22 protein-coding genes are annotated in these 25,343 nt (G+C 72.4%); 13 read left to right on the plus strand and 9 right to left on the minus strand.

Going from position 1 to position 25,343, the window contains the following annotated elements; translation table 11 throughout:
* Positions 1–2: 2 nt before the first annotated feature.
* Together AB0I06_RS02650 and AB0I06_RS02655 are read left to right on the plus strand one after the other, a co-directional pair.
* Positions 3–1,718 (plus strand): PHP domain-containing protein, encoded by a 1,716-nt coding sequence (locus AB0I06_RS02650; protein ID WP_363116882.1) that lies wholly within the window; start codon positions 3–5, stop codon positions 1,716–1,718.
* A gap of 51 nt (positions 1,719–1,769) precedes the next feature.
* On the plus strand, positions 1,770–2,597 hold the full coding sequence (locus AB0I06_RS02655; protein ID WP_363116883.1) for a PaaX family transcriptional regulator C-terminal domain-containing protein: 828 nt from the start codon (positions 1,770–1,772) through the stop codon (positions 2,595–2,597).
* Here the strand turns inward: AB0I06_RS02655 and AB0I06_RS02660 are convergent.
* Genes AB0I06_RS02660 through AB0I06_RS02675 form a run of 4 tightly spaced genes read right to left on the minus strand, consistent with a single transcriptional unit; the run spans position 2,588 to position 6,370 of the window.
* Positions 2,588–3,043, minus strand: a complete 456-nt coding sequence (locus tag AB0I06_RS02660; protein WP_363116884.1) for a MaoC family dehydratase — start codon at positions 3,041–3,043, stop codon at positions 2,588–2,590. The two genes, AB0I06_RS02655 and AB0I06_RS02660, sit on opposite strands and share 10 nt — an antisense overlap.
* A 9-nt stretch (positions 3,044–3,052) precedes the next feature.
* On the minus strand, positions 3,053–4,555 hold the full coding sequence (locus AB0I06_RS02665; protein ID WP_363116885.1) for a long-chain fatty acid--CoA ligase: 1,503 nt from the start codon (positions 4,553–4,555) through the stop codon (positions 3,053–3,055).
* A gap of 10 nt (positions 4,556–4,565) precedes the next feature.
* On the minus strand, positions 4,566–5,441 hold the full coding sequence (locus AB0I06_RS02670) for an amidohydrolase family protein (protein ID WP_363116886.1): 876 nt from the start codon (positions 5,439–5,441) through the stop codon (positions 4,566–4,568).
* 11 nt (positions 5,442–5,452) lie between these two features.
* Positions 5,453–6,370, minus strand: a complete 918-nt coding sequence (locus tag AB0I06_RS02675) for an SDR family oxidoreductase (protein ID WP_363116887.1) — start codon at positions 6,368–6,370, stop codon at positions 5,453–5,455.
* A 214-nt stretch (positions 6,371–6,584) separates the two neighbouring features.
* On the opposite strand from AB0I06_RS02675, the gene AB0I06_RS02680 reads away from it, so the two are divergent.
* From AB0I06_RS02680 to AB0I06_RS02695, 4 genes are all read left to right on the plus strand, one after another.
* Positions 6,585–7,010 (plus strand): MarR family transcriptional regulator, encoded by a 426-nt coding sequence (locus AB0I06_RS02680; RefSeq protein ID WP_363116888.1) that lies wholly within the window; start codon positions 6,585–6,587, stop codon positions 7,008–7,010.
* 80 nt (positions 7,011–7,090) lie between these two features.
* Positions 7,091–8,437 (plus strand): MFS transporter, encoded by a 1,347-nt coding sequence (locus AB0I06_RS02685; protein ID WP_363116889.1) that lies wholly within the window; start codon positions 7,091–7,093, stop codon positions 8,435–8,437.
* Positions 8,434–9,804, plus strand: coding sequence for a DUF6351 family protein (locus AB0I06_RS02690; RefSeq protein WP_363116890.1), 1,371 nt, complete (start codon positions 8,434–8,436; stop codon positions 9,802–9,804). Before AB0I06_RS02685 ends, AB0I06_RS02690 begins: the two co-directional genes overlap by 4 nt.
* The gene (locus AB0I06_RS02695) at positions 9,801–10,544 is read left to right on the plus strand and encodes an IclR family transcriptional regulator (RefSeq protein WP_363116891.1); all 744 of its coding nucleotides are present in this window, start codon (positions 9,801–9,803) and stop codon (positions 10,542–10,544) included. The genes AB0I06_RS02690 and AB0I06_RS02695 overlap by 4 nt, the downstream gene beginning before the upstream one ends.
* Positions 10,545–10,827: 283 nt before the next feature.
* Here the strand turns inward: AB0I06_RS02695 and AB0I06_RS02700 are convergent, their stop codons facing one another.
* From AB0I06_RS02700 to AB0I06_RS02715, 4 genes are all read right to left on the minus strand, one after another.
* Entirely contained in the window at positions 10,828–11,679 is an 852-nt protein-coding gene (locus AB0I06_RS02700) for an oxygenase MpaB family protein (protein WP_363116892.1), read from the minus strand.
* A 75-nt stretch (positions 11,680–11,754) separates the two neighbouring features.
* Positions 11,755–12,636, minus strand: a complete 882-nt coding sequence (locus AB0I06_RS02705) for an SDR family oxidoreductase (protein ID WP_363116893.1) — start codon at positions 12,634–12,636, stop codon at positions 11,755–11,757.
* Between the two features lie 45 nt (positions 12,637–12,681).
* Positions 12,682–14,301 (minus strand): NAD(P)/FAD-dependent oxidoreductase, encoded by a 1,620-nt coding sequence (locus tag AB0I06_RS02710; RefSeq protein WP_363116894.1) that lies wholly within the window; start codon positions 14,299–14,301, stop codon positions 12,682–12,684.
* On the minus strand, positions 14,294–14,803 hold the full coding sequence (locus AB0I06_RS02715; protein WP_363116895.1) for an SRPBCC family protein: 510 nt from the start codon (positions 14,801–14,803) through the stop codon (positions 14,294–14,296). The genes AB0I06_RS02710 and AB0I06_RS02715 overlap by 8 nt, the downstream gene beginning before the upstream one ends.
* A 124-nt stretch (positions 14,804–14,927) precedes the next feature.
* Here AB0I06_RS02715 and AB0I06_RS02720 point away from each other — a divergent pair, with 124 nt between their 5' ends.
* Both AB0I06_RS02720 and AB0I06_RS02725 read left to right on the plus strand, forming a co-directional pair.
* A complete protein-coding gene (locus AB0I06_RS02720) occupies positions 14,928–15,200 on the plus strand; it encodes a hypothetical protein (protein WP_363116896.1) in 273 nt (90 codons plus the stop codon).
* Positions 15,201–15,341: 141 nt separating this feature from the next.
* Positions 15,342–16,736: a glycoside hydrolase family 16 protein gene (locus tag AB0I06_RS02725; RefSeq protein ID WP_363116897.1), complete on the plus strand. Its 1,395-nt coding sequence runs from the start codon at positions 15,342–15,344 to the stop codon at positions 16,734–16,736.
* 52 nt (positions 16,737–16,788) lie between these two features.
* Here AB0I06_RS02725 and AB0I06_RS02730 read toward each other — a convergent pair whose 3' ends face one another.
* Positions 16,789–17,676 (minus strand): AraC family transcriptional regulator, encoded by an 888-nt coding sequence (locus tag AB0I06_RS02730; RefSeq protein ID WP_363116898.1) that lies wholly within the window; start codon positions 17,674–17,676, stop codon positions 16,789–16,791.
* 157 nt (positions 17,677–17,833) lie between these two features.
* On the opposite strand from AB0I06_RS02730, the gene tkt reads away from it, so the two are divergent.
* The 5 genes from tkt to pgi are packed head-to-tail and all read left to right on the plus strand — an operon-like array spanning position 17,834 to position 25,342.
* A complete protein-coding gene (gene tkt / locus AB0I06_RS02735) occupies positions 17,834–19,909 on the plus strand; it encodes a transketolase (RefSeq protein WP_363116899.1) in 2,076 nt (691 codons plus the stop codon).
* Between the two features lie 19 nt (positions 19,910–19,928).
* A complete protein-coding gene (gene tal, locus AB0I06_RS02740; protein WP_363116900.1) occupies positions 19,929–21,074 on the plus strand; it encodes a transaldolase in 1,146 nt (381 codons plus the stop codon).
* Complete coding sequence (zwf, locus tag AB0I06_RS02745) at positions 21,071–22,753, plus strand: glucose-6-phosphate dehydrogenase (RefSeq protein ID WP_363116901.1); 1,683 nt, start codon at positions 21,071–21,073, stop codon at positions 22,751–22,753. Before tal ends, zwf begins: the two co-directional genes overlap by 4 nt.
* Positions 22,750–23,685, plus strand: a complete 936-nt coding sequence (gene opcA, locus AB0I06_RS02750; RefSeq protein WP_363116902.1) for a glucose-6-phosphate dehydrogenase assembly protein OpcA — start codon at positions 22,750–22,752, stop codon at positions 23,683–23,685. Before zwf ends, opcA begins: the two co-directional genes overlap by 4 nt.
* On the plus strand, positions 23,678–25,342 hold the full coding sequence (gene pgi / locus AB0I06_RS02755; protein ID WP_363116903.1) for a glucose-6-phosphate isomerase: 1,665 nt from the start codon (positions 23,678–23,680) through the stop codon (positions 25,340–25,342). Before opcA ends, pgi begins: the two co-directional genes overlap by 8 nt.
* Position 25,343 lies beyond the last annotated feature (1 nt).

Below are 25,343 nucleotides of genomic sequence, written 5' to 3' on the forward strand. Positions count from 1 at the left end.
TCATGACCGCGCAGCAGCTGCCCAGCTGGGCCGATCCGTCCGTCTCCCCCGCCGCTCTCGACCCGCAGGGCCTGTCCCGCCGCGGGCTGCTGCGCCGCGCGGGCCTGTTCGGCGCCGCGTCCGCGCTCGGCTCGGCGGCGACGTCCCGGACCCCCGCCCTGGCCGCCGGTGACAGCGGCCGGCCGGGCGGTGAGGACCCGCGCCTGGCCTACCTCGTCGGCGACCACCACATCCACTCCGTCTACAGCCACGACGCCAAGTACACCTTCTCCCAGCTGGCCGCGAAGGGCGCGGAGTACGGCCTGGACTGGATGGTGTTCACCGAGCACTCCAACGTCGGGCACGCCGAACACGGGGCCGCCCTGGAGCACCGGGAGATTCTCCGGGCGCGTGCGGAGAACCCACGGCAGCTGATCTTCCAGGGCCTGGAGTGGTACATCCCGGCCGCCGAGCACTGCACGGTGTTCACCGCGCCCGGCCCGCACGAGGCCGACCTGCTCACCCGCTTCGAGAGCGCCTACGACGGCAAGCTCCTCGCCTACGACAAGGGCGGCCCCGCCGACACCGACACCGCCCGCAACGAGGCGCACGCCGTCAAGGCCCTCAAGTGGCTGGACCGGCAGCGGCGTTCTGGGTACGTCGACGACGTGCTGGTCCTGGCCAACCATCCGATGCGCCTGGGCATCGACTCCCCGCACGAGCTGCGCGCCTGGCGGGACGCGGCGCCCGACATCATGATCGGCATGGAGGGCGCGCCCGGTGCCCAGGGCGCGGCCATCCCCGGCTTGAGGGGCGCCACCTCGGTCCGCGGCGAGTACGAGAACAAGCCGTCCGCGCAGTCCTGGCCCGGCTACCCGGCGGAGGCCTACGTGACCTACGGCGGCTTCGACTGGGCGACCGCGACCGTCGGCGGTCTGTGGGACTCGCTGCTCGCCGAGGGGCGGCTGTTCTCGGTCACCACCAACTCCGACGCCCACCGGATCGTGCACGACACCTGGAAGAACGGCGACTGGCAGCCCGGGCAGACCTTCGACGACACCGGCAGGCTGCCCGACCCGGTGAACACCAACACCCCGCAGCCGGGCAGCGACTTCTGGCCCGGCCAGTTCAGCCGTACGCATGTGGGCGTGCCCCTCCCCCACTACCTGAGCGGTGCGGGAGGTGCCCCCATCGGCTACCGCGCGGTCATGGCGGGCATGCGCGCGGGCCGGGTGTGGGTGGACCACGGGCATCTGCTCGACGGGCTCGAGGTCCGCCTGACCCGGGACGGTGGCCGGGGCCGGGGCGTGACACTCGGCGGCCGGCTGCGGGTGCGCAAGGGCGAGAGGCTCACCCTGAACGTCACGGTGACGACCGCCTCCCGGCCCAACCCGCACGGGATCCTGCCCGAGTTGACGCACGTGGACGTCATCCGCGGCGCGGTGCGCGGGCCGGTCACCGACCGCGACACCTGGAAGGCCCCGGACACCCGGGTCGTCCGGACGCAGGACGTGTCCGGCCGCACGGGCACCTACACCCTGCGCGTCCCGCTGACCGCCGGCGAGGAGTCCTTCTACGTCCGGCTGCGCGGCAGCGACGGAAACCGCAACGGCACCGGTTTCCTCGGCGCGTCGGTCGATCCGCACGGGCCGGTCCCGCACCCGCCCGGGGACGGTGACCCGTGGGCGGACACCTGGTTCTACTCGAACCCGGTGTTCGTCGACGTCGAGGGTTTCTGACCCCGCGTACCAGCAGGTCACCGACGGGTCGAGCGGAGGTACGGTGGCCCCGTGACCGGTGAAGAGCCGCTGCGGCCCCAGTCCCTCATGCTGACGTTCCTGGGCGACCAGGTGCTCGGCCGCGACGTGTGCGTGTATTCGGGCAGCGTCATCGACGTGTTCGCCCGGGCCGGAGTCGGCGAGCAGGCGACCCGCTCGACCCTGGCCCGCATGGCCGGGCGTGGCCTGCTGCGCCGCCAGCGCGAGGGCCGCCGGGTGTACTTCGGGCTGACCGGCCGCTCGGAGGCGGTGCTGCGCGACGGCGAGCGGCGCATCTGGGAGACCGGCGCCGTCAACCGGCGGTGGGACGGCAGCTGGACCCTGCTCGGCTTCTCCCTGCCCGAGTCCTGGCAGCGCCAGCGCCACGACCTGCGCTCCCGGCTGACCTGGAGCGGCTTCGGGCCGCTGTTCAACGGTCTGTGGATCGCCCCGGGGGCGGTGGAGGTGTCGGCCCTGGTGGCCGAGCTCGGTCTGACCGCGCATGTGAAGGTCTTCCGGGCGCACGCGGACGCCGGGATGGACATCGGGCGGATGATCGAGGAGACCTGGGAGCTGTCCGACCTGGCCGGGAGCTACGCGGGGTTCGTGCGGCGGTGGCACCCCTGGGAGGACGAGCTGCCGGACCCCGGCGACGCCCTCGTGCTGCGGCTGCGCCTCCAGACGGAGTGGCTTCAGATCGTCCGGCGCGACCCGCGGCTGCCCGTCGAGCACCTGCCCGGCGACTGGCCGGCGGAACAAGCCGAGAAGACGTTCCGGGTCGTGCACGAACGGCTCTCGCCCCTCGCGCGCGAGGCCTCGGAACGCCTTCTGGACCTGGTGCCCGCGCGTCCTCAGGCGTAGAACCGCGACAGGCTCTGCAGCACCGCGGCGGGCTTGGTGCCGCCCTCGATCTCGATGGCACCCTCGACGGTGATCTGCACACCGCCCGGCACCTCCTCGACCTCGGCGAGCTTCGCGACCAGCCGGATGCGGGATCCGGCCTTCACCGGGGAGGGGAAACGCACCTTGTTGAGGCCGTAGTTGACCTTCGTCGTCACGCCCTGGACGTCCAGCAGCTCGGTGAACAGGGGGATGAAGAGGGAGAGCGTGAGGTAGCCGTGCGCGATGGGGGCGCCGAAGGGGCCGTCCTTGGCTCGCTCGGGGTCCACGTGGATCCACTGGTGGTCGCCCGTGGCGTCCGCGAAGGTGTCGATGCGTTCCTGGGTGACCTCGATCCACTCACTGGTGCCGAGGTCGCTGCCGGCGAGCTTCTTGAGTTCGTCGAGGCCGTTGACGGTGAGGCTCATGCGGTTCCTTCACTGCTTGCCGTAGCGCGTACGGACACGGGACTTGAGGAGCTTTCCGGAGGCGGTGCGCGGGAGTTCGTCCGCGAGGACCACCGATTTGGGGATCTTGTACTTGGCGAGGCGGCCCGCGAGTGAGGCGAGCACCTCGTCGGGGTCGAGGGCCACGCCCTCGCGGGGCACGACGACCGCGCGCGGCACCTCGCCCCACTTGTCGTCCGGGACCCCGATCACCGCGCACTCGGCGATGCCGGGGTGGGCGAGGAGCCGGTCCTCGATCTCGGCGGGGTAGATGTTCTCGCCGCCGGAGATGATCATGTCCTTGATGCGGTCGACGATGTGCACGTAGCCGTCCTCGTCGACCTGGGCGGCGTCGCCGCTGCGGAACCAGCCGTCCACGAAGGACGCGGCCGTCTCCTCGGGCAGCCCCCAGTAGCCGGGCATGACGTGCGGCCCTCGCACCACGATCTCGCCCACCTCGCCGACGTCGACGGGCGTCAGGTCGGGCCGGACGACGCGGACGTCGCTGAAGAAGTGCGGGACGCCCGCCGAGCCCGCCTTGTCGACGGCGTGTTCGGCGTCGAGGAAGAGCGTGCCGGGTGCGGCCTCGGTCATGCCGTAACCCTGGAGGAAGGTCAGGCCGCGTTCCTGGTACGCGGCGATCAGCGGGGTGGGGACCGGGGAACCGCCGCAGGTGAGGATGCGCAGCGACGACAGGTCCGCTTCCGGCCAGCGGGGGTGACGGGCCACCTGGTCGAACATCGTGGGCACGCCGAACATGAAGGTGATCCGGTGCCGTTCGATCAGGTCGAAGGTGGCGTCCGGGTCGAAGGCGTCGACCAGGACGCAGGTGCCGCCCTTCAGCAGGACCGGCAGGGTCAGCATGTTCAGTCCCGCCGTGTGGAACAGCGGGGCGGAGACCAGGGCGCGTTCGTCGGCGATCAGGTCGGTGTCCACGAGGACGTTGACCGCGTTCCAGGTGAGGTTGCCGTGGCTGAGCATGGCGCCCTTGGGCCGGCCGGTCGTGCCCGAGGTGTACATGATGACGCAGGTGTCGTCGGGGCCGACCGGTTCGTCGATCGGCTCCCCGGAGGCCTCGGCGACGGCCGCCTCGTACTCGGCGCCGGCCTCCAGGTAGACGCGTACGTCGGTGCTGCCGGGCAGGCCCGCGACCAGACCCGCGTAGGACGGGCCGTAGACGAGGGCCCGGGCGCCGGAGTCGGCGAGCTGGTAGGCGATCTCCGGTCCGGCGAGCCGGATGTTCAGCGGGACGAAGACCGCGCCGAGTGTGCCGGCCGCGAACAGGGTCTCCAGGTAGGAGGGATGGTTCGGGCCGAGGTAGGCGATGCGGTCGCCGCGGCGCACGCCCCGGGCGCGCAGGGCGTGGGCCAGGCGGGTGGTGCGGTCGTACAGGGTGGCGTAGTCGGCGGACGTGTCGCCGTGGATCAGGGCGGTGCGGTGCGGGGTCTTGCGGGCCCGGCGTGCGGGCCACGACCCCAGTCCCTCGTTGCGCATGTCACGCCCCTTACGGTGTCGTCAGCCCGAGCAGGCGGGCCGCGTTCTCCTTGAGGATCTTCGGCCGGACCTCGTCCTTGATCGTCAGCTTGCCGAAGTCGGCGAGCCAGCGGTCGGGGGTGAGGACGGGGAAGTCGGAGCCGAAGAGGACCTTGTCCTTCAGCAGTGTGTTCGCGTACTGCACGAGCTGCGGCGGGAAGTACTTCGGCGACCAGCCGGACAGGTCGATGTGCACGCCCGGCTTGTGGGTGGCGACGGCCAGGGCCTCGTCCTGCCAGGGGAAGGACGGATGCGCCAGGATGATCTTCAGGTGCGGGAAGTCGGCCGCCACGTCGTCCACGTGGAGGGGGTTGGAGTACTTCAGCCTGATCCCGCCGCCTCCGGGGACGCCGGCGCCGATGCCCGTCTGACCGGTGTGGAAGAGGGCGATCGCGCCGGTCTCCTCGATCACCTCGTACAGGTCGTACGCCACCGCGCGGTCGTTGGGGAAGAAGCCCTGGATGCTGGGGTGGAACTTGAAGCCCTTCACCCCGTACTCCTCGACCAGACGGCGGGCCTGCTTGACGCCCGCCTTCCCCCGGAAGGGGTCGATGGAGGCGAAGGGGATGAGGACGTCGGCGTTGGCGGCGGCCGCCTCGGCGACCTCCTCGTTCGGGACGGGCGGGGTGCCGGTGGCGGACTCGGCGTCGACCGTGAAGATCACGGCGGCCATGTTCCGCTCGCGGTAGTAGGCGGCCGTCTCCTGAAGGGTCGGCTTGCGCTTGCCCTCGACCTTGAAGTAGGCGGAGGAGGCGTCGTGCAGGTCGTCGTCCAGCGAGGAGTGGCCCCGGGAGGACACCTCGGCGTGGGTGTGGACGTCGATCGCGACCAGGTCGTCGAGGTTCATAGAGGGGTCCATCACGCCTCCGGGAACTTCGGCGCCGGGATGCCGACCGACTGGAGCTCGGCACCGACCGAGGTGGGCCAGGCGTCGGCCAGTGTGTCCGGGGTCCAGCCGCCGTCGGCGTAGGCCGCCCTGATCTCCTGCGGATGCGACCAGAGTGCCACCTTGTCGCCGCCGATGCCGATGGCCTGCCCGGTGATGCCGCGCGCCGCCTCGGAGGCGAGGAAGGGGACGAGCGCGGCGCAGTCCTCGGGGGTGCCGAAGCCCTCGCCCTTGCGCAGGAAGTCCGGCAGCGGCTCGCCGCCCTTCATGGCCTCGATGTAGGGCGCGAAGGCCGGGATGGTCTCGGTCATCGCGGTGGCGGCGACCGGCACGATCGCGTTGACCGTGATGTTCGCGCGGCCCAGCTCCATCGACCAGGTGCGGGCCATGGCGGCGATGCCGGCCTTGGCGGCGGCGTAGTTCGTCTGGCCGAAGTTGCCGCGCTGCCCCGCCGGGGAGCCGACCAGGATCAGCGAGCCGCCCTCGCCCTGCTCGCGCATCCGGACGGCGGCGGCGCGGGCGCAGGTGAAGGTGCCCTTGAGGTGGGTGGTGATCACCGCGTCGAAGTCCTCGTCGGTCATCTTCCACAGGACCTTGTCGCGCAGGATGCCCGCGTTGGTGACGAGCACGTCCAGTCGGCCGAACTCCTCGACCGCGCGGTTCACCAGCCGCTCGGCGGCCTCGGTGGTGCCGACCGGGACGACCTCGGCGACGGCCCTGCCGCCCGCTTCCGCGAGGGACTTCACGGCCGCCTCGGCCACCGCCTCGTCGACGTCGTTGACCACCACGGACGCGCCGTGTGCGGCCAGGGCGTGGGCGTAGGCGAGGCCGAGGCCGCGACCGCTGCCGGTGACGACGGCGGCCTTGCCGGAGAGATCGATGGTGGGCACGGGCGGGTCCCTTCGCACGGGTGACACGGGTACGACTGCGAGATTGAAGCTAAGAGCAATAATTGTTGTCGTCAATAGTTGTTGGTGACCTTTGGGTGCGGGATGCTGGAATCACAGGACGCAGCACCGAGCACGCCGCAGCACCGAGCACAGGGAGCCCGCCATCACACGCCGATACGTCTCCGCGAAGCCCATCGACGCCCACGAGCCGTGGATGCGCGGACTGCACTCCGACACGGGCTATCTGCTGTACCGCCTGGGCCTGCGCTCGGGGCAGCTCTTCAACGCCTGCCTCCAGGAGTCCGGCCTGCGCCTGCGCCACTACGCGGTGCTGCGTTTCCTCGCCGGCACCGAAGGCGCCCTCCAGCGCGAACTGAGCGCGCGCCTCGGCTACGACCCGAGCGCGATCGTCGGCCTGGTCGACGACCTGGAGAAGCTGGGCTTCGCCGAGCGCCGGCCCTCCCCCGACGACCGCCGCAGCCGGATCGTCGCCCTGACCGCCGACGGCCGCGATTTCCTCCGCGACACCGACGAGGCCGGCCTGCGGGTGACCGGCGAACTGCTGGGCCCGCTCGACCCGGCCGAGCGGGACACCCTGCACGCGCTGCTGCTGCGGATCGCGGAGGACGGCCTGAACTGATGTTGTGCAAATGATTGACGGCTGCACGATGGATGCATAACTTCACGGACCAACCGCGCCCCGTCCCCAGGGAGCCCACCGTGCAGCCATCCCCGTCAGCCACCCAACTCTCCCCCGATCAGCGGCAGTTGCGCCGCGTTGCCGTCTCCGGCCTGCTCGGCACCACCGTCGAGTTCTACGACTTCCTCGTCTACGGCACCGTCGCCGCGCTCGTATTCGGCGAGCTGTTCTTTCCGCGGGCCGACCCGGCGGTCGGCACCGTCGCGGCGTTCGGCACCTTCGCCGCGGGCTATCTCGCCCGTCCGCTCGGCGGCATCGTCTTCGGGCACTTCGGAGACCGCATCGGCCGCAAGTCGATGATGCTGCTGACCATGGTCCTGATGGGGTCGGGCAGCTTCCTCATCGGCCTGCTGCCGACGTACGACACCATCGGCGTCTGGGCTCCGGTGCTGCTGGTCGCCCTGCGCGTGGTGCAGGGCATCGCCATCGGCGGCGAGTGGGGCGGCGCGATGCTGATGGTGGTGGAGCACGCCGAGCACGCGCGGGGATCCCGGCGCGGCCTGTGGTCCAGCTTCACCCAGCTCGGCGCACCGCTCGGATCGGTGCTGTCGGCCGGGGTGGTCACGCTTGTCGCCACCCTGCCGGACGAGCAGTTCCGCTCCTGGGGCTGGCGGGTGCCGTTCCTGCTGAGCATCGTGCTGCTGGCCGTCGGCCTGTTCGTGCGGCTGAAGGTCGCCGAGAGCCCCCTGTTCGCCCAGGCGCGGCGGGAGCCCGTGGACCGGCCGCCGATCGTGGAGGTGCTGCGCCGCCCCAAGCCGGTGCTGCTGGCCGCCTGTGTCGGCATCGGCGCGTTCACCGCCCAGTCGCTGCTGACCAGCTTCATGATCTCCTACGCCGTCGACGAGGGGTACACCCGGCCACAGGTGCTCACCGCGGTCACCGTCGCCTCCTGTGTGGCCCTCGTCGTCCTGCCCACCGCGTCCGCGCTGTCGGACCGGGTCGGGCGCCGGCCCGTCGTCCTCGCCGGAGCCGTCGCCTCGGCGGCGCTCGCCTTCCCGGTGCTGGCCCTGGTCGACTCCGGCTCGCCCGGGTTGCTCATCCTCGCCCTGGCCCTCGGTCACGGCGTCGCCCAGTCCACGATGTACGGGCCGCTGGGCGCCCTGCTCACCGAGATGTTCGGCACCCGCGTCCGCTATACCGGCGCCTCCCTCGGCTACCAGGGGGCGACGCTGATCGGGGCGGGGTTCTCCCCGCTGATCGCCGGAAGCCTCCTGGCGTCCTTCGGCGGTGGCAGCATCCCGGTGTCGCTGCTGCTGTGCGCGGGCGCGGCGATCACCGCGGTCACCGTGTGGCGGCTGCGCGAGACGCACACCGACGCCCTGGACTCCCCCACCCCCTCCCCCGCCCTGGAAGGAACGCCGCGTTGAGGATCCGCCTGGCCTTACTGACCGCCTGCCTGTCCCTGGCGGTGACCGCCCTGCCCGCGCGGGCCTCGGCCACCGGCACCCACCTGGAGGGCCGGCTGTCCTCCGGCGCCGCGTACGTGATGGACGTCCCCGCGTCCTGGAACGGCACGGTCCTGCTCTACAGCCACGGCTACACCCCTGCCGGAGTCCCCAACCCGGCCCAGAACGCGCCCGGTCCGGCCGTCCGCGACAGGCTGCTGTCCGAGGGCTACGCCCTGATCGGCTCCTCGTACGCCACGAACGGCTGGGCGATCACCGAGGCGGTGCCCGACCAGCTCGCCACGCTGGACCTGTTCACCGGGAAGTTCGGGACCGCCCGCCGGACGCTCGCCTGGGGCACCTCCTACGGCGGCTTCGTCACCAGCATGCTCGCCGAGCGGCACCCCGGCCGCTTCGACGGGTCGCTGTCGATGTGCGGTCTGGTGCAGGGCGGGGTCGCCAACTGGAACAGCACCCTGGACCCGGTGTTCGCGCTGCGCACCCTGCTCGCGCCGGACTCCGGGGTGCGGCTGACGGGGTTCGCGGACCAGGCCGAGGCGGTCGCCGCCGGGAAGGCGCTCACCTCGAAGGCCGACGCGGCCCAGCAGACCCCGGGGGGCCGGGCCCGGATCGCCCTGGCCGCCGCCCTGCACAACATCCCGGGCCACAACGACGCCTCGCAGAGCGAACCGGGCCCCACCGACTGGAGGACTGCGCAGGCCAACCAGTACGCCGCCGTCCGGGGCATGCTCCAGCTGCCCGCGTTCGCCTGGCGGCAGGAGGCCGAGAGCCGGGCGGGCGGCAACCCGTCCTGGAACACCGGCGTCGACTACTCCTCGATGCTCGCCCGGTCCCCGCTGTACAAAGAGGTGACGGAGCTCTACAAGGAGGCGGGGCTGTCCTTGCGCACGGACCTCTCGGCCCTGGCCCGGGCACCCAGGATCTCCGCCGACCCGGCGGCGGTGCGGTGGATGCGCCACACCAGCGCGCTCTCCGGCCGGCTCACCGACCCGCAGCTGAACATCCACACCACCGGCGACGCCCTGATCCCGGTGCAGGCGGAGAGCGCCTACCGGCGGGCCGTCACGGCGGCGGGCTCCGCCGGGCTGCTCCGCCAGGCGTACGTCGACGCGCCGGGCCACTGCACCTTCACGCCGGGCGAGACCCTGGCAGCCCTGCACACCGTCGACAAGCGCCTGGACACCGGCCGCTGGGACGTCTCGCCGGGCGCCCTCAACTCCCGCGCGAGGGCGGCGGACCCGGGAACCGAGCCCCGCTACCTCCCGTACCGCCCGGCCGCCTACCCCCGCCCCTACGACCTCGCCCACCCGGGGGACGCCCGGCCATGACCGCTCCCACCGCGCCCGGCCGGCTGCTGTCCGTGCTCGCGGCCTTCGACCACGAGCATCCGGCGCTGTGCCTGACGGACATCAGCCGGCGGGCCGGGCTGAGCCTGACGACCACGCACCGCCTGGTGGGGGCGCTCACCGAGTGGGGCGCCCTGGAGCGGGACGAGTCCGGCGTCTACCACGTCGGGCTGCGGCTGTGGGAGCTCGCGGCACTGGCCCCCCGGGGCCTCGCCCTGCGGCAGATCGCGCTGCCGTATCTGGAGGACCTGTACGAGGCGACGCACGAGAACGTGCAACTGGCCGTGCGCGACGGCCGGGACGTCGTCTACACCGAGTGGCTGTCGGGGCGGTCGGCGGTCGGCGTGCACATCCGCGTCGGCGCCCGCTGGCCGCTGCACGCCACCGGCGTCGGACTCGCCCTGCTGGCCCACGGCGACCCGGTGTTCCAGAAGGAGTACTGTGCGGGCGACCTCGCGTCCTTCACCCCGTACACGATCACCGACCCGGAGCGGCTGCGCCGGGCGCTCGCCGAAGTGCGCAGGTCGGGCGTGGCGGTGAGTGACCGTCAGATCACCGAGGACGCCCTGTCGGTGGCCGCGCCCGTACGCGCCGCCGACGGCACGGTGACCGCCGCCGTGTCCATCGTGGTGCCGCACGCGAACGCGCAGGTGCCGGTGCTGGGCCCGGCGGTGCGGATGGCTGCGCGCGGCATCTCCCGGGCGCTGGGGTGGCGGCCGTGAGCGGTACGGGGTCCTGGCCGGTGGCCGGGGGTGGCTCCCTGGGCGGTGCGGGGGCGGTGGCCCTGGGTGCGCCGGAGGGCGCCGGCCCTGAGCGGTTCCCGAAGGGTGGCAGCCCCGACCGGTGTGTAGCGGTCCTGGCAGGCCACAGGGCGCCAGCCCTGAACGGGTCGCGGGGGCGGTAGCCCCTGAGGCAGTTCCCGGGGGCGGTAGCCCTGAGCGGGGCGGAGGGTGGGGGTCCTGGGCGTGCCCGGGGATCGGCCGGTCCTGGTGTGCCCGGAGTCGCTCAGGTTTCCCTGGCCGGGGACATGGCCCAGCGGATGGTCCGGGTCAGCGCTCGGCCCGTGGGGCGCACCGCGAGGTCCTCGACGACCGGCACCCGGGGCAGCCACAGCATGCCGCGCGCCCAGGGCGGGAGCAGGGTGACGGCGTTGGCCGCCAGTCCCCCGTAGAAGGGCCGGACGGCGAGCGGCAGGGGAGGCTGGAACAGCAGGAAGCGGGCCGCTGCCCGCGCCTCGGGCGTGGCCCGCAGCTCGGGCCGGTAGGCGCTCAGGCGCTCGGCCAGTTCACGACGGTCCCGCGGCGGGTCCTGCACCCCCAGCGCCTCGGCGACCCGCGCGGTGTCGGCCACGTAGCCGTCGTAGCCGGCGGCGTCCAGCGGCAGGGCCCCGTAGCGTTCGTGGGCGCGCAGGAAGCTGTCCGTCTCGGCGGCGTGCACCCAGCCGAGCAGACGCGGGTCCGCGGCGTGGTACGGCACCCCGCCGGCCGTCCTGCCGCGGATCCGCTCGTGGATGCCGCGCACCCGGTCGACGGCCTCCTGGGCGTCCGCGGCGGTGCCGTACGTCGTCACGGCCAGGAAGGTGCTGGTGCGCTGCAACCGTCCCCACGGATCGCCGCGGAAGCCGGAGTGCCCGGCGACCGCGGCCATGGCGAGCGGGTGCAGCGACTGCAGGAGCAGGGCGGTCAGCCCGCCGATGAACATCGAGGCGTCACCGTGGACCGCGCGGATCGGCCGGTCGGGCCCGAACCAGCGGGGGCCGGGGGTGTGGTGGATACGGTCACGGGTGGCGGGGCCGCCGGGGCCCGCGACGCGGCGGAACAGGGCCTGGCCCAGCTGTTCTCGGACTCCGGTCAGCACGGTCGGCCTCCCTTCTCCTGCTGACCAGTGTCCGGCATGGCGGTGCCGCCGCGGAGCGTGCCCGCACCGCCAGCGTCAGGTTCCGGGCCCGGCCGCCGCGCGGTCGGCCAGCCCCCCGGCTCCGAGCGGTCCGGTGGAGCGGACCGGACCGGAGGCCTCCAGGCGGGGCAGTTCGCGGCGCGCCACGCGCAGGACCACCGGGGGCATGGCCGGGCGTATCGGCTGGGCCAGCCGCAGCCAGGGCGGTGCGTACACGGCCGTACGGCGGCGTTCCATGCCCCGGACCATGTGGGCGGCGACCGTGTCCACGGGGTACACGCGGCGGACCGGCGCGGGCATGTGCCGGCGCAGTTCCCGCAGGACGGCGTACCGGTCGGCGTCGCGGATCATGTCGGTGTCCGTCCAGTTGAGGTAGGCGATGCCCACCCCGACCCCGCGGTGCGCCACCTCCGCGCGCAGGGAGTGGGCGAAGGCCTCGACCCCGGCCTTGGAGGCGCAGTACGCGCTCATCAGCGGGGCGGCGCCGATGGACGCAAGGGAAGCGACCTGGAGGAAGTAGCCCGCCGTGCCGAACAGGTCCGGCAGGAAGACCCGGGCGGTGTGGGAGCTGCCGGTGAGGTTGACGTCGATCACGCGGCGCCAGGCGGCCGGGTCCGAGTCGAGGAGGGCACCCCCCTCGGCGATGCCGGCGTTCGCCACCACGGCCGAGGGGCGGCCCAGGCGGGCCCGCACGCTGTCCGCCGCGGCCTCCAGCGCGGGCAGGTCGGTGACGTCGGCCTCGAGGGCGAGGGCAGGGCCCGGCAGGGCGGCGGCCACCGCCTCCAGGACGGGCCCCTCGTGGCCGAGCAGCGCCACCCGGGCGCCGCGCCGGGCGACCTCCCGGGCGAGTGCCGCGCCGACGCCGCGGGCGGCTCCGGTGATGACGACGGTGCGCTCGGCGAGTGGGCTGCTGCTCATGGCTGCCCTTCCTTCCGGTGCCCGACCCGTCCCCGCGGGGCCGGGTCAGCGCCTGGCTCCGGTGCGGTCGCGGTGGGCGAGGAGCCGCTGGGCACGGGCGAGGCCCGGGGGCCGGTTGCGGCGCAGGGCGGCCCGTGCGGCGTTGGCTCCCGGCGCTCCGTGCACGCCGCCGCCCGGGTGGGCTCCCGAGGAGGCGAGGTACAGGCCCGGCACCGGGGTCTCCGGGCGGCCGGTGCCGGGCAGCGGGCGGAAGAGGAGTTGCTGGTGCATCGCGGTGGTGCCGCCGTTGATGGCACCCCCGGCGAGATTGCCGTCGAGTGCCTCCAGGGTCGGGGGCGCCAGGATGCGGCGGCCCCGGATCAGGGAGCGGAAGCCGGGCGCGAAGCGCTCCACCTGGCGTTCCATGCGGTCGGCCATGAGCTCCTGGTCCTTGGTGTCCCAGGTCCCGGAGATGCCCTCGTCGGCGGCATCGGCGCGGATCTCGTGCGGGAGGTGGGTGTAGGCCCAGGCCGATTCGGTGCCCTGCGGGGAGCGGGTGGCGTCGGAGGTGGTCATCTGGCCGAAGATCAGGAACGGCCGGTCCGGGACCTGCCGCATGGCGATCTGCGCGGTGAAGCGGGTCAGCTCGTCCATGCCGTCGGCGAGGTGCACGGTTCCGGCTCGGGACGCCTGTTCGGCCTGCCAGGGCACCGGCCCGTCGAGCGCCCAGTCGACCTTGAACGTGGCGAAGTCCCACTGGAACCGCCGCAGGTCCTCGAGGGTCTGGGCGGGCAGGTGCGCGGGGTCGACCAGCTCGCCGTACAGGGCGGGCACCGACACGTCCGCCAGTACCGCCTTGCGGGCCGCGACCGCGTCACCGGCCGCCGTGCGCACGCCGACGGCCCGCCCGCCGCGGACGACGACCTGCTCGACGCGCTGCCCGCAGCGCACCTGTCCGCCCAGGGACTCCAGACGCCGGACCAGGGCCGAGGTCAGCGCGCCGGAGCCACCGACCGGGACCGGGAAGCCGTAGGTCTGGCCGAGCATCGCCATCAGCCAGCCGAAGCCGCCGCTGCCCGCCGACTCGGGGGCCAGGTCGGCGTGCAGGGCGTTGCCGGCGAGCAGCAGGCGTCCGCCCTGGCCGCGGAATTCCTCCTCGCCCAGACGCCGCACCGGCAGCACCAGGGAGCGGGCCATGCGCAGTCCGCCCGCCGCCCGCAGCCGCAGCGCCAGCCGGGCCGCGGCGCGCACGGGCGGGAAGGGGGTGAACAGGGCGTCGAGGAGGCCGGGGCGCAGGCTCTCCCACACCTCGTGCAGGCGCTGCCAGGCGGCTCCGTCGCCCGGTTCGAAGGCGTCGAGGGACGCGGCGGTGGTGTGCACGTTCCGGTCCAGGACGGCGCAGCTGCCGTCGGTGAGCGGGTGGGCCACCACGCTGGGCGCGTGGCTCCAGCGCAGCCCGTGTTCCTCCGGGTGCAGCGCCGCCAGGACCGGTGAGGCGGCCGCGAGCGGGTAGAAGGAGCTGAACAGGTCGTTGACGAAAGCGGCGTCGACGCCCCGGTCGTGGCGCACCGCGCCCCCCGGTTCGGGCTGTTCCTCCAGCACCTCGACGTGCCACCCGGCGCTCGCGAGGACGTTGGCGGCGACCAGCCCGTTGGGGCCGGCGCCGATCACGACGGCGTCAGGCATGGCCGGCTCCGCCGGTGTCGGACCCCACGGTCACCTGGCCCAGGGCGCGCCGCGCACCTCCCGTCTGTTCCGTGCCGGCCTCGCACAGTCTGGCCAGCCGGGCCAGCATGGTCCGGTGGCGCAGCTGGATCAGCGCCTCGAATCCCACGTTGTGCAACCGGCCGCCCGCGCCGCGCAGGGGATGCTCGTCCAAGATCACCAGGCAGTGCTCGCCCCAGGGCCGCAGCTCGATCGCGACGCGTGCGGTGCCCAGGACTCCGGCGTGGGCCTCCAGCTCCAGCCGGGTGCCTTGCTCGCAGTGGCGGACGACGGTCTCGTTGTCCAGGTGCACCGGGCCGAGCCTGACCTCGTAGCGGATCGCCGCGCCGGTACGGGGCCACTGTCCGCGCACGGGGTGGGACTCGGAGGTCCCCACCACCCATTCGGCGTAGCGGTTGCCGTCGGCGAGGACGTCCCACACGGCGGCCGGGGGGACTCGGATCAGGTGATGGCGAACGGCCACGGATGCCTCCTGCTGCCTCGACCGGATGATGCGTCCCGAGTGCCCCGCCCGGGCCGGTTCAACAGCCCGAGACACCCGGGCAACCCTCCGGGCCCGGCGCGAGTCGAACCCTGGGAGGCGCGTGATGGGGGGAGCGGGGATGGCGCGGCCGGGCAGGGCGCGGCGGTGGGCACGGTGGCTGGCGGCGCACCGCGGGTGGCAGCACGGGCTGCGGTGGCTGCTGATGGCCGTCCTGGCGATGGCCGTCGTCTCCGTCGTCCACTTCGCCGGGCTTCCCGAGTGGACGATGGGGGTCGGGATCGTCGTACTTCTGGCCACGGACGACGCGGCGGCCTGGTACGTGAAGCGGTGGTCCGCCGAGCCGGAGCGGCCGGGCGGCGAGGAGGCCTCCGGCTGAACCGGTTCCTTCCCTTCAGGGTCTGCAGCCGGCCGTCGCCGCTCGGTTTTCTTGGCTTCATCCCTTGACGGCACGAGTGCGGTGGAGCACATTGGCGGAACTTTGAGAGCGCTCTCACCCCCCTTTCCCGAGAGGCCCCACATGAGCGGAACCTCAAGCACCCCCCGCAGATCCCGCGGCTTCCGGCGGGCGTTGGTCGCCGTCGTCTCCACGCTCGGCCTGGCGGCGGCCGCGTCCGCCGTCGCCACCCCGTCCGCGACCGCTTCCGCGCCGCCACCCCCGTCGGGCTGGACGCAGGTGTTCGTGGACGACTTCGACGGCGCCGCCGGCTCCGGCGTCAACACCTCCAACTGGCAGTACGCGACCGGCAAGGGCTACCCGGGCGGCCCGGCCAACTGGGGCACCGGCGAGATCGAGACGATGACGAACAGCAGGGACAACGTCTCGCTCGACGGCAACGGCAACCTGCGCATCACACCCCGGCGGGATTCCGCCGGGAACTGGACCTCCGGCCGGATCGAGACCAACCGCACCGACTTCCGGCCCTCGGCCGGCGGCACCCTCCGCGTCGAGTCGCGGATCCAGGTGCCGAACGTCACCGGCGCCGCGGCCAAGGGTTACTGGCCGGCGTTCTGGATGCTGGGCTCCCCCTACCGCGGCGACTACTGGAACTGGCCGGCGGTCGGCGAGCTGGACATCATGGAGAACACCCAGGGCATGAACACGGTGTTCGCCACCATGCACTGCGGCACCTCGCCCGGCGGCCCCTGCAACGAGACCAGCGGCATCGGCGGTTCGACGACCTGTCAGGGCACCTCCTGCCAGGCCGGTTTCCACACCTACCGGATGGAGTGGGACCGCTCGAGGAGCGTCGAGGAGATCCGCTTCCTCCTCGACGGCGTCACCTACCACACGGTGCGCGCCGACCAGGTCGACGCGACGACCTGGAAGAACGCCACGGACCACGGCTTCTTCATCATCCTGAACGTCGCGATGGGCGGCGGCTTCCCCGACGCGTTCGGCGGCGGCCCGGACGCCGGGACACAGCCGGGCCACGCGATGGTCGTCGACTACGTGCAGGTGCTGTCGTCCGGCGGCGGCACCACGCCTCCCCCGACCGGCGGCCGTGACGCCTACGGCACCATCCAGGCCGAGTCGTACGACGGTCAGTCCGGTGCGATCACCGAGACCACGTCCGACTCGGGCGGCGGCCAGAACGTCGGCGCGCTCGCCAACGGCGACTGGCTGCACTACAAGGGCGTCGACTTCGGCTCCTCGGCGGCCCGGCAGTTCAGCGCCCGGGTCGCGAGTGGAGCGGCGGGCGGCGTCAGCGGGCTGGTCGAGGTGCGGCTGGACAGCCGCAGCAGCGCGCCCGTCGGAAGTTTCGCGGTGGGCAGCACCGGGGGCTGGCAGTCGTGGCGGACCGTCCCGGCCAACATCGGTCCCGTGACGGGCACGCACGACGTCTATCTGACCTTCACCAGTGGGCAGCCGGCCGACTTCGTGAACGTCAACTGGTTCACCTTCGGGCACTGACCCCCGCCTGTAAGGGGGCTCCACGCACGCGTGGAGCCCCCTTACGCCGTGCTCAGCGCAGCTCCGCCCGGAACGCCGCCGGGGTCTGGTCCGTGTGCTGGTGGAAGAACTTGGAGAAGTTCGCGGCGTCCGGGAAGCCGACCGCCACGCCGACCCGGCCGATCGGCAACTCGGTGTGGGCGAGGAGCCGTTTGGCCTCCAGGACCACGCGCTTGTCGATGAAGGCCTTGGGGGTCTCGCCGGTGGCCGCGCGCACCGCCCGGACCAGGGTGCGGCGGGAGTAGCCGAGCGCGTCGGCGTAGGCGCTGACGCTGTGGTTGGTGGCGAAGTCCCGCTCCACGGCGTCCCGGAAGAGGGTGAAGGTGGAGTCGGAGCGCTGGCGCGGGGCCTGGGCCGAACTCGCCGCGAGATGGGCCAGACGCAGCAGGAACGCCGTCAGGGAGTGGCGCAGGACGGCGGTGTGCAGGCTGAGCGGGAGCGTCGCGGTGTCCTCGTACTCGCGGCGCAGCTGGGCGAGCGCGGCCTGGAGACCGGCGAGTTGGGCCGCGTCGGGGCGCAGCAGCGGCGGCAGGTCGTAGCGGTAGAGGCCGGTGGCCTCCACCGTCGAGCGGGGCAGGAAGCCCGGCTGCATGGTCAGGACGGTTCCGCGGTACTCACTGCTGCGCGAGAAACGGTGGACCTGCCCCGGGCGGATCCACAGCAGGTCCCCGGCCATGGCCTCGTACTCGGTGAAGTCGACCATGTGCCGGACCGGACCCGCGCCGAACAGCAGGACGATGTGGAAGTCGATGCGGTGCACGCGCCCCAGCGGCGCGTCGGTGTGCCAGGTACGGCCCGTGCTCATCGGGCCGACCTGCATGCCGACGCCGCCGACACTGAGCTCGACCGGGAAGGGGAACGTATCGATCCCGTCGCCACCTTGGATGGTTCTGTCCGCCATGTCCGCCTCGTACCGCCCCGCTCGCGTGCCGTGTCGCCGATGGGTGTCCCACTTTCACCACAGGCTGGCACACGACGACCTTCCGCCATAAAAGTCAGACTTTTAATTTTGAACACGTCAGACCAGCACCTTCGCTCCTATCGAGGACTTCTTGAAGATGAGCACGCAGACAGCGGACCGCTTCGCATGGACCGAACTCGACCGGCGTGCCGTCGACACCGCCCGCCTTCTGGCGGCGGACGCCGTTCAGCGGGTCGGCAACGGTCATCCCGGCACCGCGATGAGCCTGGCACCGGCCGCCTACACGATCTTTCAGAAGGTGATGCGCCACGATCCCGCCGATCCCGAGTGGACCGGCCGTGACCGCTTCGTCCTGTCCCCCGGCCACACCTCGCTGACCCTCTACACACAGCTCTACCTCGCGGGCTACGAGCTGGGGCTCGACGACCTGAAGGCGTTCCGCACCCACGGCTCCAAGACGCCCGGCCACCCCGAGTACGGGCACACCGCGGGCGTGGAGACCACCACCGGTCCGCTGGGCCAGGGGGTCGCGAACGCCGTCGGCATGGCGATGGCCGCCCGCTACGAGCGCGGTCTGTTCGACCCGGACGCCCCCGCGGGCGACTCCCCCTTCGACCACACGGTCTGGGCGATCGTCTCCGACGGCGACCTCCAGGAAGGCGTCTCCGCCGAGGCCTCCTCGCTCGCCGGTCACCAGAGGCTCGGCAACCTGGTCTTCCTCTACGACGACAACCACATCTCCATCGAGGGCGACACCGCGACCGCGTTCTCCGAGGACGTGCTCAAGCGCTACGAGGCCTACGGCTGGCACGTGCAGCGGATCGAGCCGCGGGAGGACGGCGACGTCGACGTGCACGCGCTGTACGCGGCGCTGAAGGCGGCACAGGCCGAGACCGCGCGGCCGTCGATCATCGCGATGCGCACGATCATCGCCTGGCCCGCCCCCAACGCCCGCGACACCGAGGCCGCGCACGGCTCGGCGCTCGGCGAGGACGAGGTCGCGGCCACCAAGCGCCTCCTCGGCTTCGACCCGGAGCGTTCCTTCGAGGTCGCCGACGAGGTGCTGGCCCACACCCGACGGGCCCTGGACCGCGGCGCCGAGGCGCACACCGCCTGGGACAAGGCGATCGCCGCCTGGCGGAGCGAGAACCCGGAGCGGGCCGCCACGTTCGACCGCGTCAGCAAGGGCGAGCTGCCCGAGGGCTGGCAGGACGCCCTGCCGGTGTTCGAGCCGGGCAAGGCGGTCGCCACCCGGGCCGCCTCCGGCAAGGTCCTCCAGGCGCTCGGCCCGGTCCTCCCGGAGCTGTGGGGCGGTTCGGCCGACCTGGCCGGCTCCAACAACACCACCATCGACAAGACCAGCTCGTTCCTCCCGGCGGGCAACCCGCTGCCGGAGGCGGACCCGTACGGCCGCACGGTCCATTTCGGCATCCGCGAGTTCTCCATGGCCGCGGAGATGAACGGCATCGCCCTGCACGGCAACACGCGCGTCTACGGCGGCACCTTCCTGGTCTTCTCCGACTACATGCGCAACGCGGTGCGGATGTCGGCCCTGATGCAGCTGCCGGTGACGTACGTGTGGACGCACGACTCCATCGGCCTGGGCGAGGACGGACCCACCCATCAGCCGGTGGAGCACCTGGCCGCGCTGCGGGCCATCCCCGGCCTGAACGTCGTACGCCCCGCCGACGCCAACGAGACCGCCCTCGTCTGGGCGGAGATCCTCGAGCGGCACTCCACCGCCCCGGCCCCGCACGGCCTCGCGCTGACCCGTCAGGGCGTGCCGACGTACGCCCCCGACCCGGACGCCGCGCGCGGCGGGTACGTGCGGTTCGAGGCGGAGGGCGGCGAGCCGCAGGTGATCCTCATCGCCACCGGTTCCGAGGTCCACGTCGCCGCCGAGGCACGCGAGCGCCTCCAGGAGGCGGGCGTGCCCACCCGTGTCGTGTCGATGCCGTCGGTGGAGTGGTTCGAGGAACAGCCGCGCTCGTACCGCGACCGCGTGCTTCCGCCCACCGTGAAGGCCCGGGTCGCCGTCGAGGCCGGCATCGGACTCACCTGGTACCGGTTCGTCGGGGACGCGGGACGCATCGTCTCCCTGGAGCACTTCGGTGCCTCCGCCGATGCCGGAACCCTGTTCGCCGAGTACGGCTTCACCCCCGAGAACGTCGTCGCCGCCGCGCGGGAATCCCTGTCCGCGGTGCGCGGCTGACCGCACCACCCGAAAGAAGATGATCACTGTGACCGAAGCGACCGCGCACGCGGGAGCACTCGAGCGCCTGTCCGACGAGGGCGTGTCGATCTGGCTGGACGACCTGTCGCGCCGACGGATCGAGTCCGGCGACCTGGCCGAGCTCGTCGCCACGAGGCATGTCGTCGGCGTCACCACCAACCCGTCCATCTTCCAGGCCGCCATCGGCTCCGGGGCGGGCTACGAGGAGCAGCTCGCCGACCTGGCGGTACGGGGTGTGACCGTCGACGAGGCCGTCCGGATGCTGACCACCGCCGACGTGCGGGCCGCCGCCGACGTCCTGCGGCCGGTGTACGACAGGACCGGCGGCCGGGACGGCCGGGTCTCCATCGAGGTCGACCCCCGGCTGGCCCACGACACCACGGCGACCGTCGCCGAGGCCGAGCAGCTCGCCTGGCTGGTGGACCGCCCCAACGTGATGATCAAGATCCCGGCGACGAAGGCGGGCCTGCCGGCGATCACGGAAGTGATCGGAGCGGGTATCAGTGTCAACGTGACGCTGATCTTCTCGCTGGAGCGCTACCGCGAGGTGATGGACGCCTACCTCGCCGGCCTGGAGCGGGCGCGGGAGGCGGGCCTGGACCTGTCGGAGATCCACTCGGTCGCCTCGTTCTTCGTCTCCCGGGTGGACGCCGAGATCGACAAGCGCCTGACGCTGCTGGGCACCGACGAGGCCCTGGCGCTGAAGGGCAGGGCGGCCCTGGCCAACGCGCGACTCGCCCACGAGGCGTACGAACACGCCTTCGACGGGGAGCGCTGGCGGTCCCTGGAAGGCGCCGGAGCCAACCGGCAGCGCCCCCTTTGGGCCTCCACCGGTGTGAAGGACCCCGCCTACAAGGACACCCTGTACGTGGACGAGCTGGTCGCCTCCGGCACGGTGAACACCATGCCGGAGGCCACGCTGAACGCCGTCGCCGACCACGGTGACGTCCGGGGCGACACCGTCACCGGCGGTTACGACCGGGCCCGGGCGGACCTGGCGGCCGTGGAACGGCTCGGCATTGCATACGACGAGGTGGTGCGGCAACTGGAGGACGAGGGAGTGGCCAAGTTCGAGGTGGCCTGGCAGGACCTGCTGGACGCGGTCACCAAGTCCTTGAACAGCAAGGGAGTTGACGCGGAATGAGCGAGGACATCCCCCAGACGGCCGAGCAGGAGACGAAGGGGACCAAGGAGGACAAGGAGGCCCGGCTGGCCCAGGAGGCGGCCGGAGTCGAGGAGACCGGGGTGGACGGCGAGACGGAGGCCGCCCCGGCCCCGCACCCGGACCGCGCCGCCGACCCGGACTTCAGCAACCCGCTGCGCGACCCGCGCGACCGCCGTCTGCCCAGGATCGCGGGCCCCTCCGGGCTCGTCATCTTCGGTGTCACCGGTGACCTGTCCCGCAAGAAGCTGATGCCCGCGGTGTACGACCTGGCCAACCGCGGCCTGCTGCCACCGGGCTTCTCCCTGGTGGGCTTCGCCCGCCGGGACTGGGAGGACCAGGACTTCGCGCAGGTGGTGCACGACGCGGTCCGCGAGCACGCGCGGACCCCGTTCCGCGAGGAGGTCTGGCAGCAGCTCGCCGAGGGCATGCGGTTCATCCCGGGCGACTTCGACGACGACACGGCGTTCAAGCAGCTGCGCTCCGCGGTCGAGGAGCTGGACGCCTCCCGGGGGACCAGCGGCAACTACGCCTTCTACCTCTCGGTGCCGCCGAAGTTCTTCCCGAAGGTCGTCCAGCAGCTGAAGAAGCACAAGCTGGCCAGCGCCCCCGAGGGCGCCTGGCGCCGGGCGGTCATCGAGAAGCCGTTCGGGCACGACCTGAGGTCGGCCGAGGAGCTCAACCGGATCGTGCACGACGTGTTCGACCCGGAGCAGGTCTTCCGGATCGACCACTACCTGGGCAAGGAGACCGTCCAGAACCTCCTGGCGCTGCGCTTCGCCAACCAGATGTTCGAACCGATCTGGAACCGGTCGTACGTGGACCACGTGCAGATCACCATGGCCGAGGACATCGGCATCGGCGGCCGGGCCGGCTACTACGACGGCATCGGCGCCGCCCGTGACGTCATCCAGAACCACCTGCTCCAGCTGATGGCGCTCACCGCGATGGAGGAGCCGGCCGCCTTCGACGCCGCCTCGCTGCTCACCGAGAAGCTGAAGGTCCTCAAGGCCGTGCGGCTGCCGCAGGACCTCGGGCAGGGCACCGTGCGCGGTCAGTACGCGGCGGCCTGGCAGGGCGGTACCAAGGTGCGCGGCTATCTGGAGGAGGACGGCATCGACCAGTCCTCCACGACCGACACCTACGCCGCGGTCAGGCTCCAGGTGGACAACCGGCGCTGGGCCGGCGTCCCGTTCTACCTGCGCACCGGCAAGCGGCTGGGCCGCCGGGTGACGGAGATCGCGGTCGTCTTCCAGCGGGCCCCGCACTCCCCCTTCGACTCCACCGCCACCGAGGAGCTCGGCTCCAACGCGATCGTCATCCGCGTCCAGCCGGACGAGGGCATGACGGTCCGCTTCGGCTCCAAGGTGCCGGGCACCTCGATGGAGATCCGGGACGTGACCATGGACTTCGCCTACGGCGAGTCCTTCACCGAGTCGAGCCCCGAGGCGTACGAACGGCTGATCCTGGACGTCCTCCTGGGCGACGCCAACCTGTTCCCCCGTCACCAGGAAGTGGAAGAGTCCTGGAAGATCCTCGACCCGATCGAGCAGTACTGGGCCACGCACGGCCGGCCCGCGCAGTACGCCTCGGGCAGCTGGGGACCCGAGGAAGCCGACGAGATGCTCGCACGAGACGGACGGAGCTGGCGCAGGCCATGAAGATCGACCTGACCGACACCACGGCAAGCAAGATCAACAAGGCGCTGGTGCAGGGGCGCCGCGCCATCGGCACGCCCGCCGTGGGCATGGTCCTGACGATGGTGATCGTCACGGACGAGGAGAACGCCTACGACGCGATCAGGGCGGCCGAGGAGGCCTCGCACGAGCACCCCTCGCGCACCCTGGTCGTCATCAAGCGGCACGCCCGCACCCCGCGCGACCGCCAGTCCTCCCGGCTGGACGCCGAGGTGCGGGTGGGCGCCGACGCGGGCACCGGCGAGACGGTGATCCTGCGGACCTACGGCGAGGTGTCCGACCACGCCGACTCGGTGGTGCTGCCGCTGCTGCTGCCGGACGCGCCGGTGGTGGTGTGGTGGCCGGTGGACGCCCCCGAGGTGCCGTCCAAGGACCCGCTCGGCGCGCTCGCCCAGCGGCGGATCACCGACCTGTACGCCGTCGAGAACCCCCTGGAGACGCTCCGGGCCCGGGTCCGCGCCTACGCGCCCGGTGACACCGACCTCGCCTGGACCCGGCTGACGCCCTGGCGTTCGATGCTGGCGGCGGCGCTGGACCAGGCCCGGGCGCGCATCACCTCGGCGGCCGTGGAGGCCGAGGCCGACAACCCGGCCGCCGAGCTGCTGGCCCGCTGGCTGGAGGCACGGCTGCACGTGCGGGTCGACCGCGTGGTCACCGCCGGGCCGGTCGTCACGGCCGTGCGCCTGGGCACCGAGAACGGCGAGATCGTCATCGACCGCCCCGAGGGGCCGCTGGCCACGCTGACCCTGCCGGGCCAGCCGTCGCGCACCCTCGCCCTGAAGGTCCGTGCCACCTCCGAACTCATCGCCGAGGAGCTGCGGCGCCTCGACGCGGACGAGATGTACGCCATCGCCCTGAACGGCGAGGCAACCGAGGAGACCCCTGCTCATGTCTGACTCCCCCACCGGCTCCCCGCGGCTCGACCGGCGTCCCGAGTGGACCGCCCTGGAGGACCACCGCGCGGACGCCCTGCCCCGGCCCGATCTGCGGGAACTGTTCGCCGCCGATCCGGGGCGCGCCGAGCGCTACGTCGTGCACGTGGGCGATCTGCGCATCGACTACTCCAAGCACCTGGTCACCGACGAGACGCTGGCCCTGCTCCGGGAACTGGCCGCCGCGACCGATGTGTTCGGCCTGCGCGACGCCATGTTCCGCGGCGAGCGGATCAACATCACCGAGGACCGGGCCGTGCTGCACACCGCGCTGCGCGCCCCGCGGGACGCCGTCATCGAGGTCGACGGCGAGAACGTCGTCCCGGGTGTGCACGCCGTGCTCGACAAGATGGCCGCCTTCGCGGACCGGGTGCGCTCCGGGGAGTGGACCGGTCACACCGGCAAGCGCATCCGCAACGTCGTCAACATCGGCATCGGCGGCTCGGACCTCGGCCCGGCGATGGCCTACGAGGCGCTGCGGCCCTTCACCGCTCGCGAGCTGACGTTCCGTTTCGTGTCGAACGTGGACGGCTCCGACCTGCACGAGGCCATCCGCGACCTGGACCCGGCGGAGACGCTGTTCATCGTCGCGTCCAAGACGTTCACCACCATCGAGACGATCACCAACGCGACCTCGGCGCGCTCCTGGCTGCTCAGCGGCCTCGGCGGCGACGAGAAGGCGGTGGCCAGGCACTTCGTGGCACTGTCGACGAACGCCGAGAAGGTCGCCGGCTTCGGTATCGACGTCGACAACATGTTCGAGTTCTGGGACTGGGTCGGCGGGCGCTACTCGTACGACTCCGCGATCGGGCTGTCCCTGATGATCGCGATCGGCCCCGACCGCTTCCGGGAGATGCTCGACGGTTTCCGCATCGTCGACGAGCACTTCCGCAATGCCCCCGCCGAGGCCAACGCCCCGCTCATCATGGGCCTGCTGGGCATCTGGTACGGCAACTTCCACGACGCCCAGTCGCACGCCGTCCTGCCCTACAGCCACTACCTGTCCAAGTTCACCGCCTATCTCCAGCAGCTCGACATGGAGTCCAACGGCAAGTCGGTGGACCGCGACGGGAACCCGGTGCGGTGGCAGACCGGACCGGTGGTGTGGGGCACGCCCGGCACCAACGGGCAGCACGCCTACTACCAGTTGATCCACCAGGGCACCAAGCTCATCCCGGCCGACCTGATCGGCTTCGCCCGGCCCGTCGCCGAACTGAGCGACGAACTGAAGGCCCAGCACGACCTGTTGATGGCCAACCTGTTCGCCCAGGGCCAGGCGCTCGCCTTCGGCAAGACCGCCGAGGAGGTCCGCGCGGAGGGCGTGCCCGAGGAGCAGGTGCCGCACCGCACGTTCCTGGGCAACCACCCGACCACGACGATCCTGGCCACCGAGCTGACCCCGTCGGTCCTCGGCCAGCTGGTCGCCCTCTACGAGCACAAGGTGTTCGTGCAGGGCGCCGTGTGGAACATCGACTCCTTCGACCAGTGGGGCGTCGAACTCGGCAAGGTGCTCGCCAAGCGCGTCGAGCCCGCCCTGACCGAGGGCGCGGACGTCCCCGGTCTCGACCCGTCCACGGCCGCGCTGGTGGCCACCTACCGCAACCTCCGGGAAGTGAACTAAC

The organism is Streptomyces sp. NPDC050674 (assembly GCF_040654575.1).
Lineage (GTDB): Bacteria > Actinomycetota > Actinomycetes > Streptomycetales > Streptomycetaceae > Streptomyces.

What these genes read in the sequence shown, in the direction of transcription:
- AB0I06_RS02680 (WP_363116888.1), top strand. Translation starts at nt 6,585, where the DNA reads ATGCGCGGACTGCACTCCGACACGGGCTATCTGCTGTACCGCCTGGGC.
- AB0I06_RS02660 (WP_363116884.1), bottom strand. Translation starts at nt 3,043, where the DNA reads ATGAGCCTCACCGTCAACGGCCTCGACGAACTCAAGAAGCTCGCCGGC.
- AB0I06_RS02725 (WP_363116897.1), top strand. Translation starts at nt 15,342, where the DNA reads ATGAGCGGAACCTCAAGCACCCCCCGCAGATCCCGCGGCTTCCGGCGG.
- AB0I06_RS02730 (WP_363116898.1), bottom strand. Translation starts at nt 17,676, where the DNA reads ATGGCGGACAGAACCATCCAAGGTGGCGACGGGATCGATACGTTCCCC.
- AB0I06_RS02665 (WP_363116885.1), bottom strand. Translation starts at nt 4,555, where the DNA reads ATGCGCAACGAGGGACTGGGGTCGTGGCCCGCACGCCGGGCCCGCAAG.
- AB0I06_RS02650 (WP_363116882.1), top strand. Translation starts at nt 3, where the DNA reads ATGACCGCGCAGCAGCTGCCCAGCTGGGCCGATCCGTCCGTCTCCCCC.
- AB0I06_RS02720 (WP_363116896.1), top strand. Translation starts at nt 14,928, where the DNA reads ATGGGGGGAGCGGGGATGGCGCGGCCGGGCAGGGCGCGGCGGTGGGCA.
- tal (WP_363116900.1), top strand. Translation starts at nt 19,929, where the DNA reads ATGATCACTGTGACCGAAGCGACCGCGCACGCGGGAGCACTCGAGCGC.
- AB0I06_RS02695 (WP_363116891.1), top strand. Translation starts at nt 9,801, where the DNA reads ATGACCGCTCCCACCGCGCCCGGCCGGCTGCTGTCCGTGCTCGCGGCC.
- tkt (WP_363116899.1), top strand. Translation starts at nt 17,834, where the DNA reads ATGAGCACGCAGACAGCGGACCGCTTCGCATGGACCGAACTCGACCGG.
- AB0I06_RS02670 (WP_363116886.1), bottom strand. Translation starts at nt 5,441, where the DNA reads ATGAACCTCGACGACCTGGTCGCGATCGACGTCCACACCCACGCCGAG.
- pgi (WP_363116903.1), top strand. Translation starts at nt 23,678, where the DNA reads ATGTCTGACTCCCCCACCGGCTCCCCGCGGCTCGACCGGCGTCCCGAG.
- AB0I06_RS02705 (WP_363116893.1), bottom strand. Translation starts at nt 12,636, where the DNA reads ATGAGCAGCAGCCCACTCGCCGAGCGCACCGTCGTCATCACCGGAGCC.
- zwf (WP_363116901.1), top strand. Translation starts at nt 21,071, where the DNA reads ATGAGCGAGGACATCCCCCAGACGGCCGAGCAGGAGACGAAGGGGACC.
- opcA (WP_363116902.1), top strand. Translation starts at nt 22,750, where the DNA reads ATGAAGATCGACCTGACCGACACCACGGCAAGCAAGATCAACAAGGCG.
- AB0I06_RS02710 (WP_363116894.1), bottom strand. Translation starts at nt 14,301, where the DNA reads ATGCCTGACGCCGTCGTGATCGGCGCCGGCCCCAACGGGCTGGTCGCC.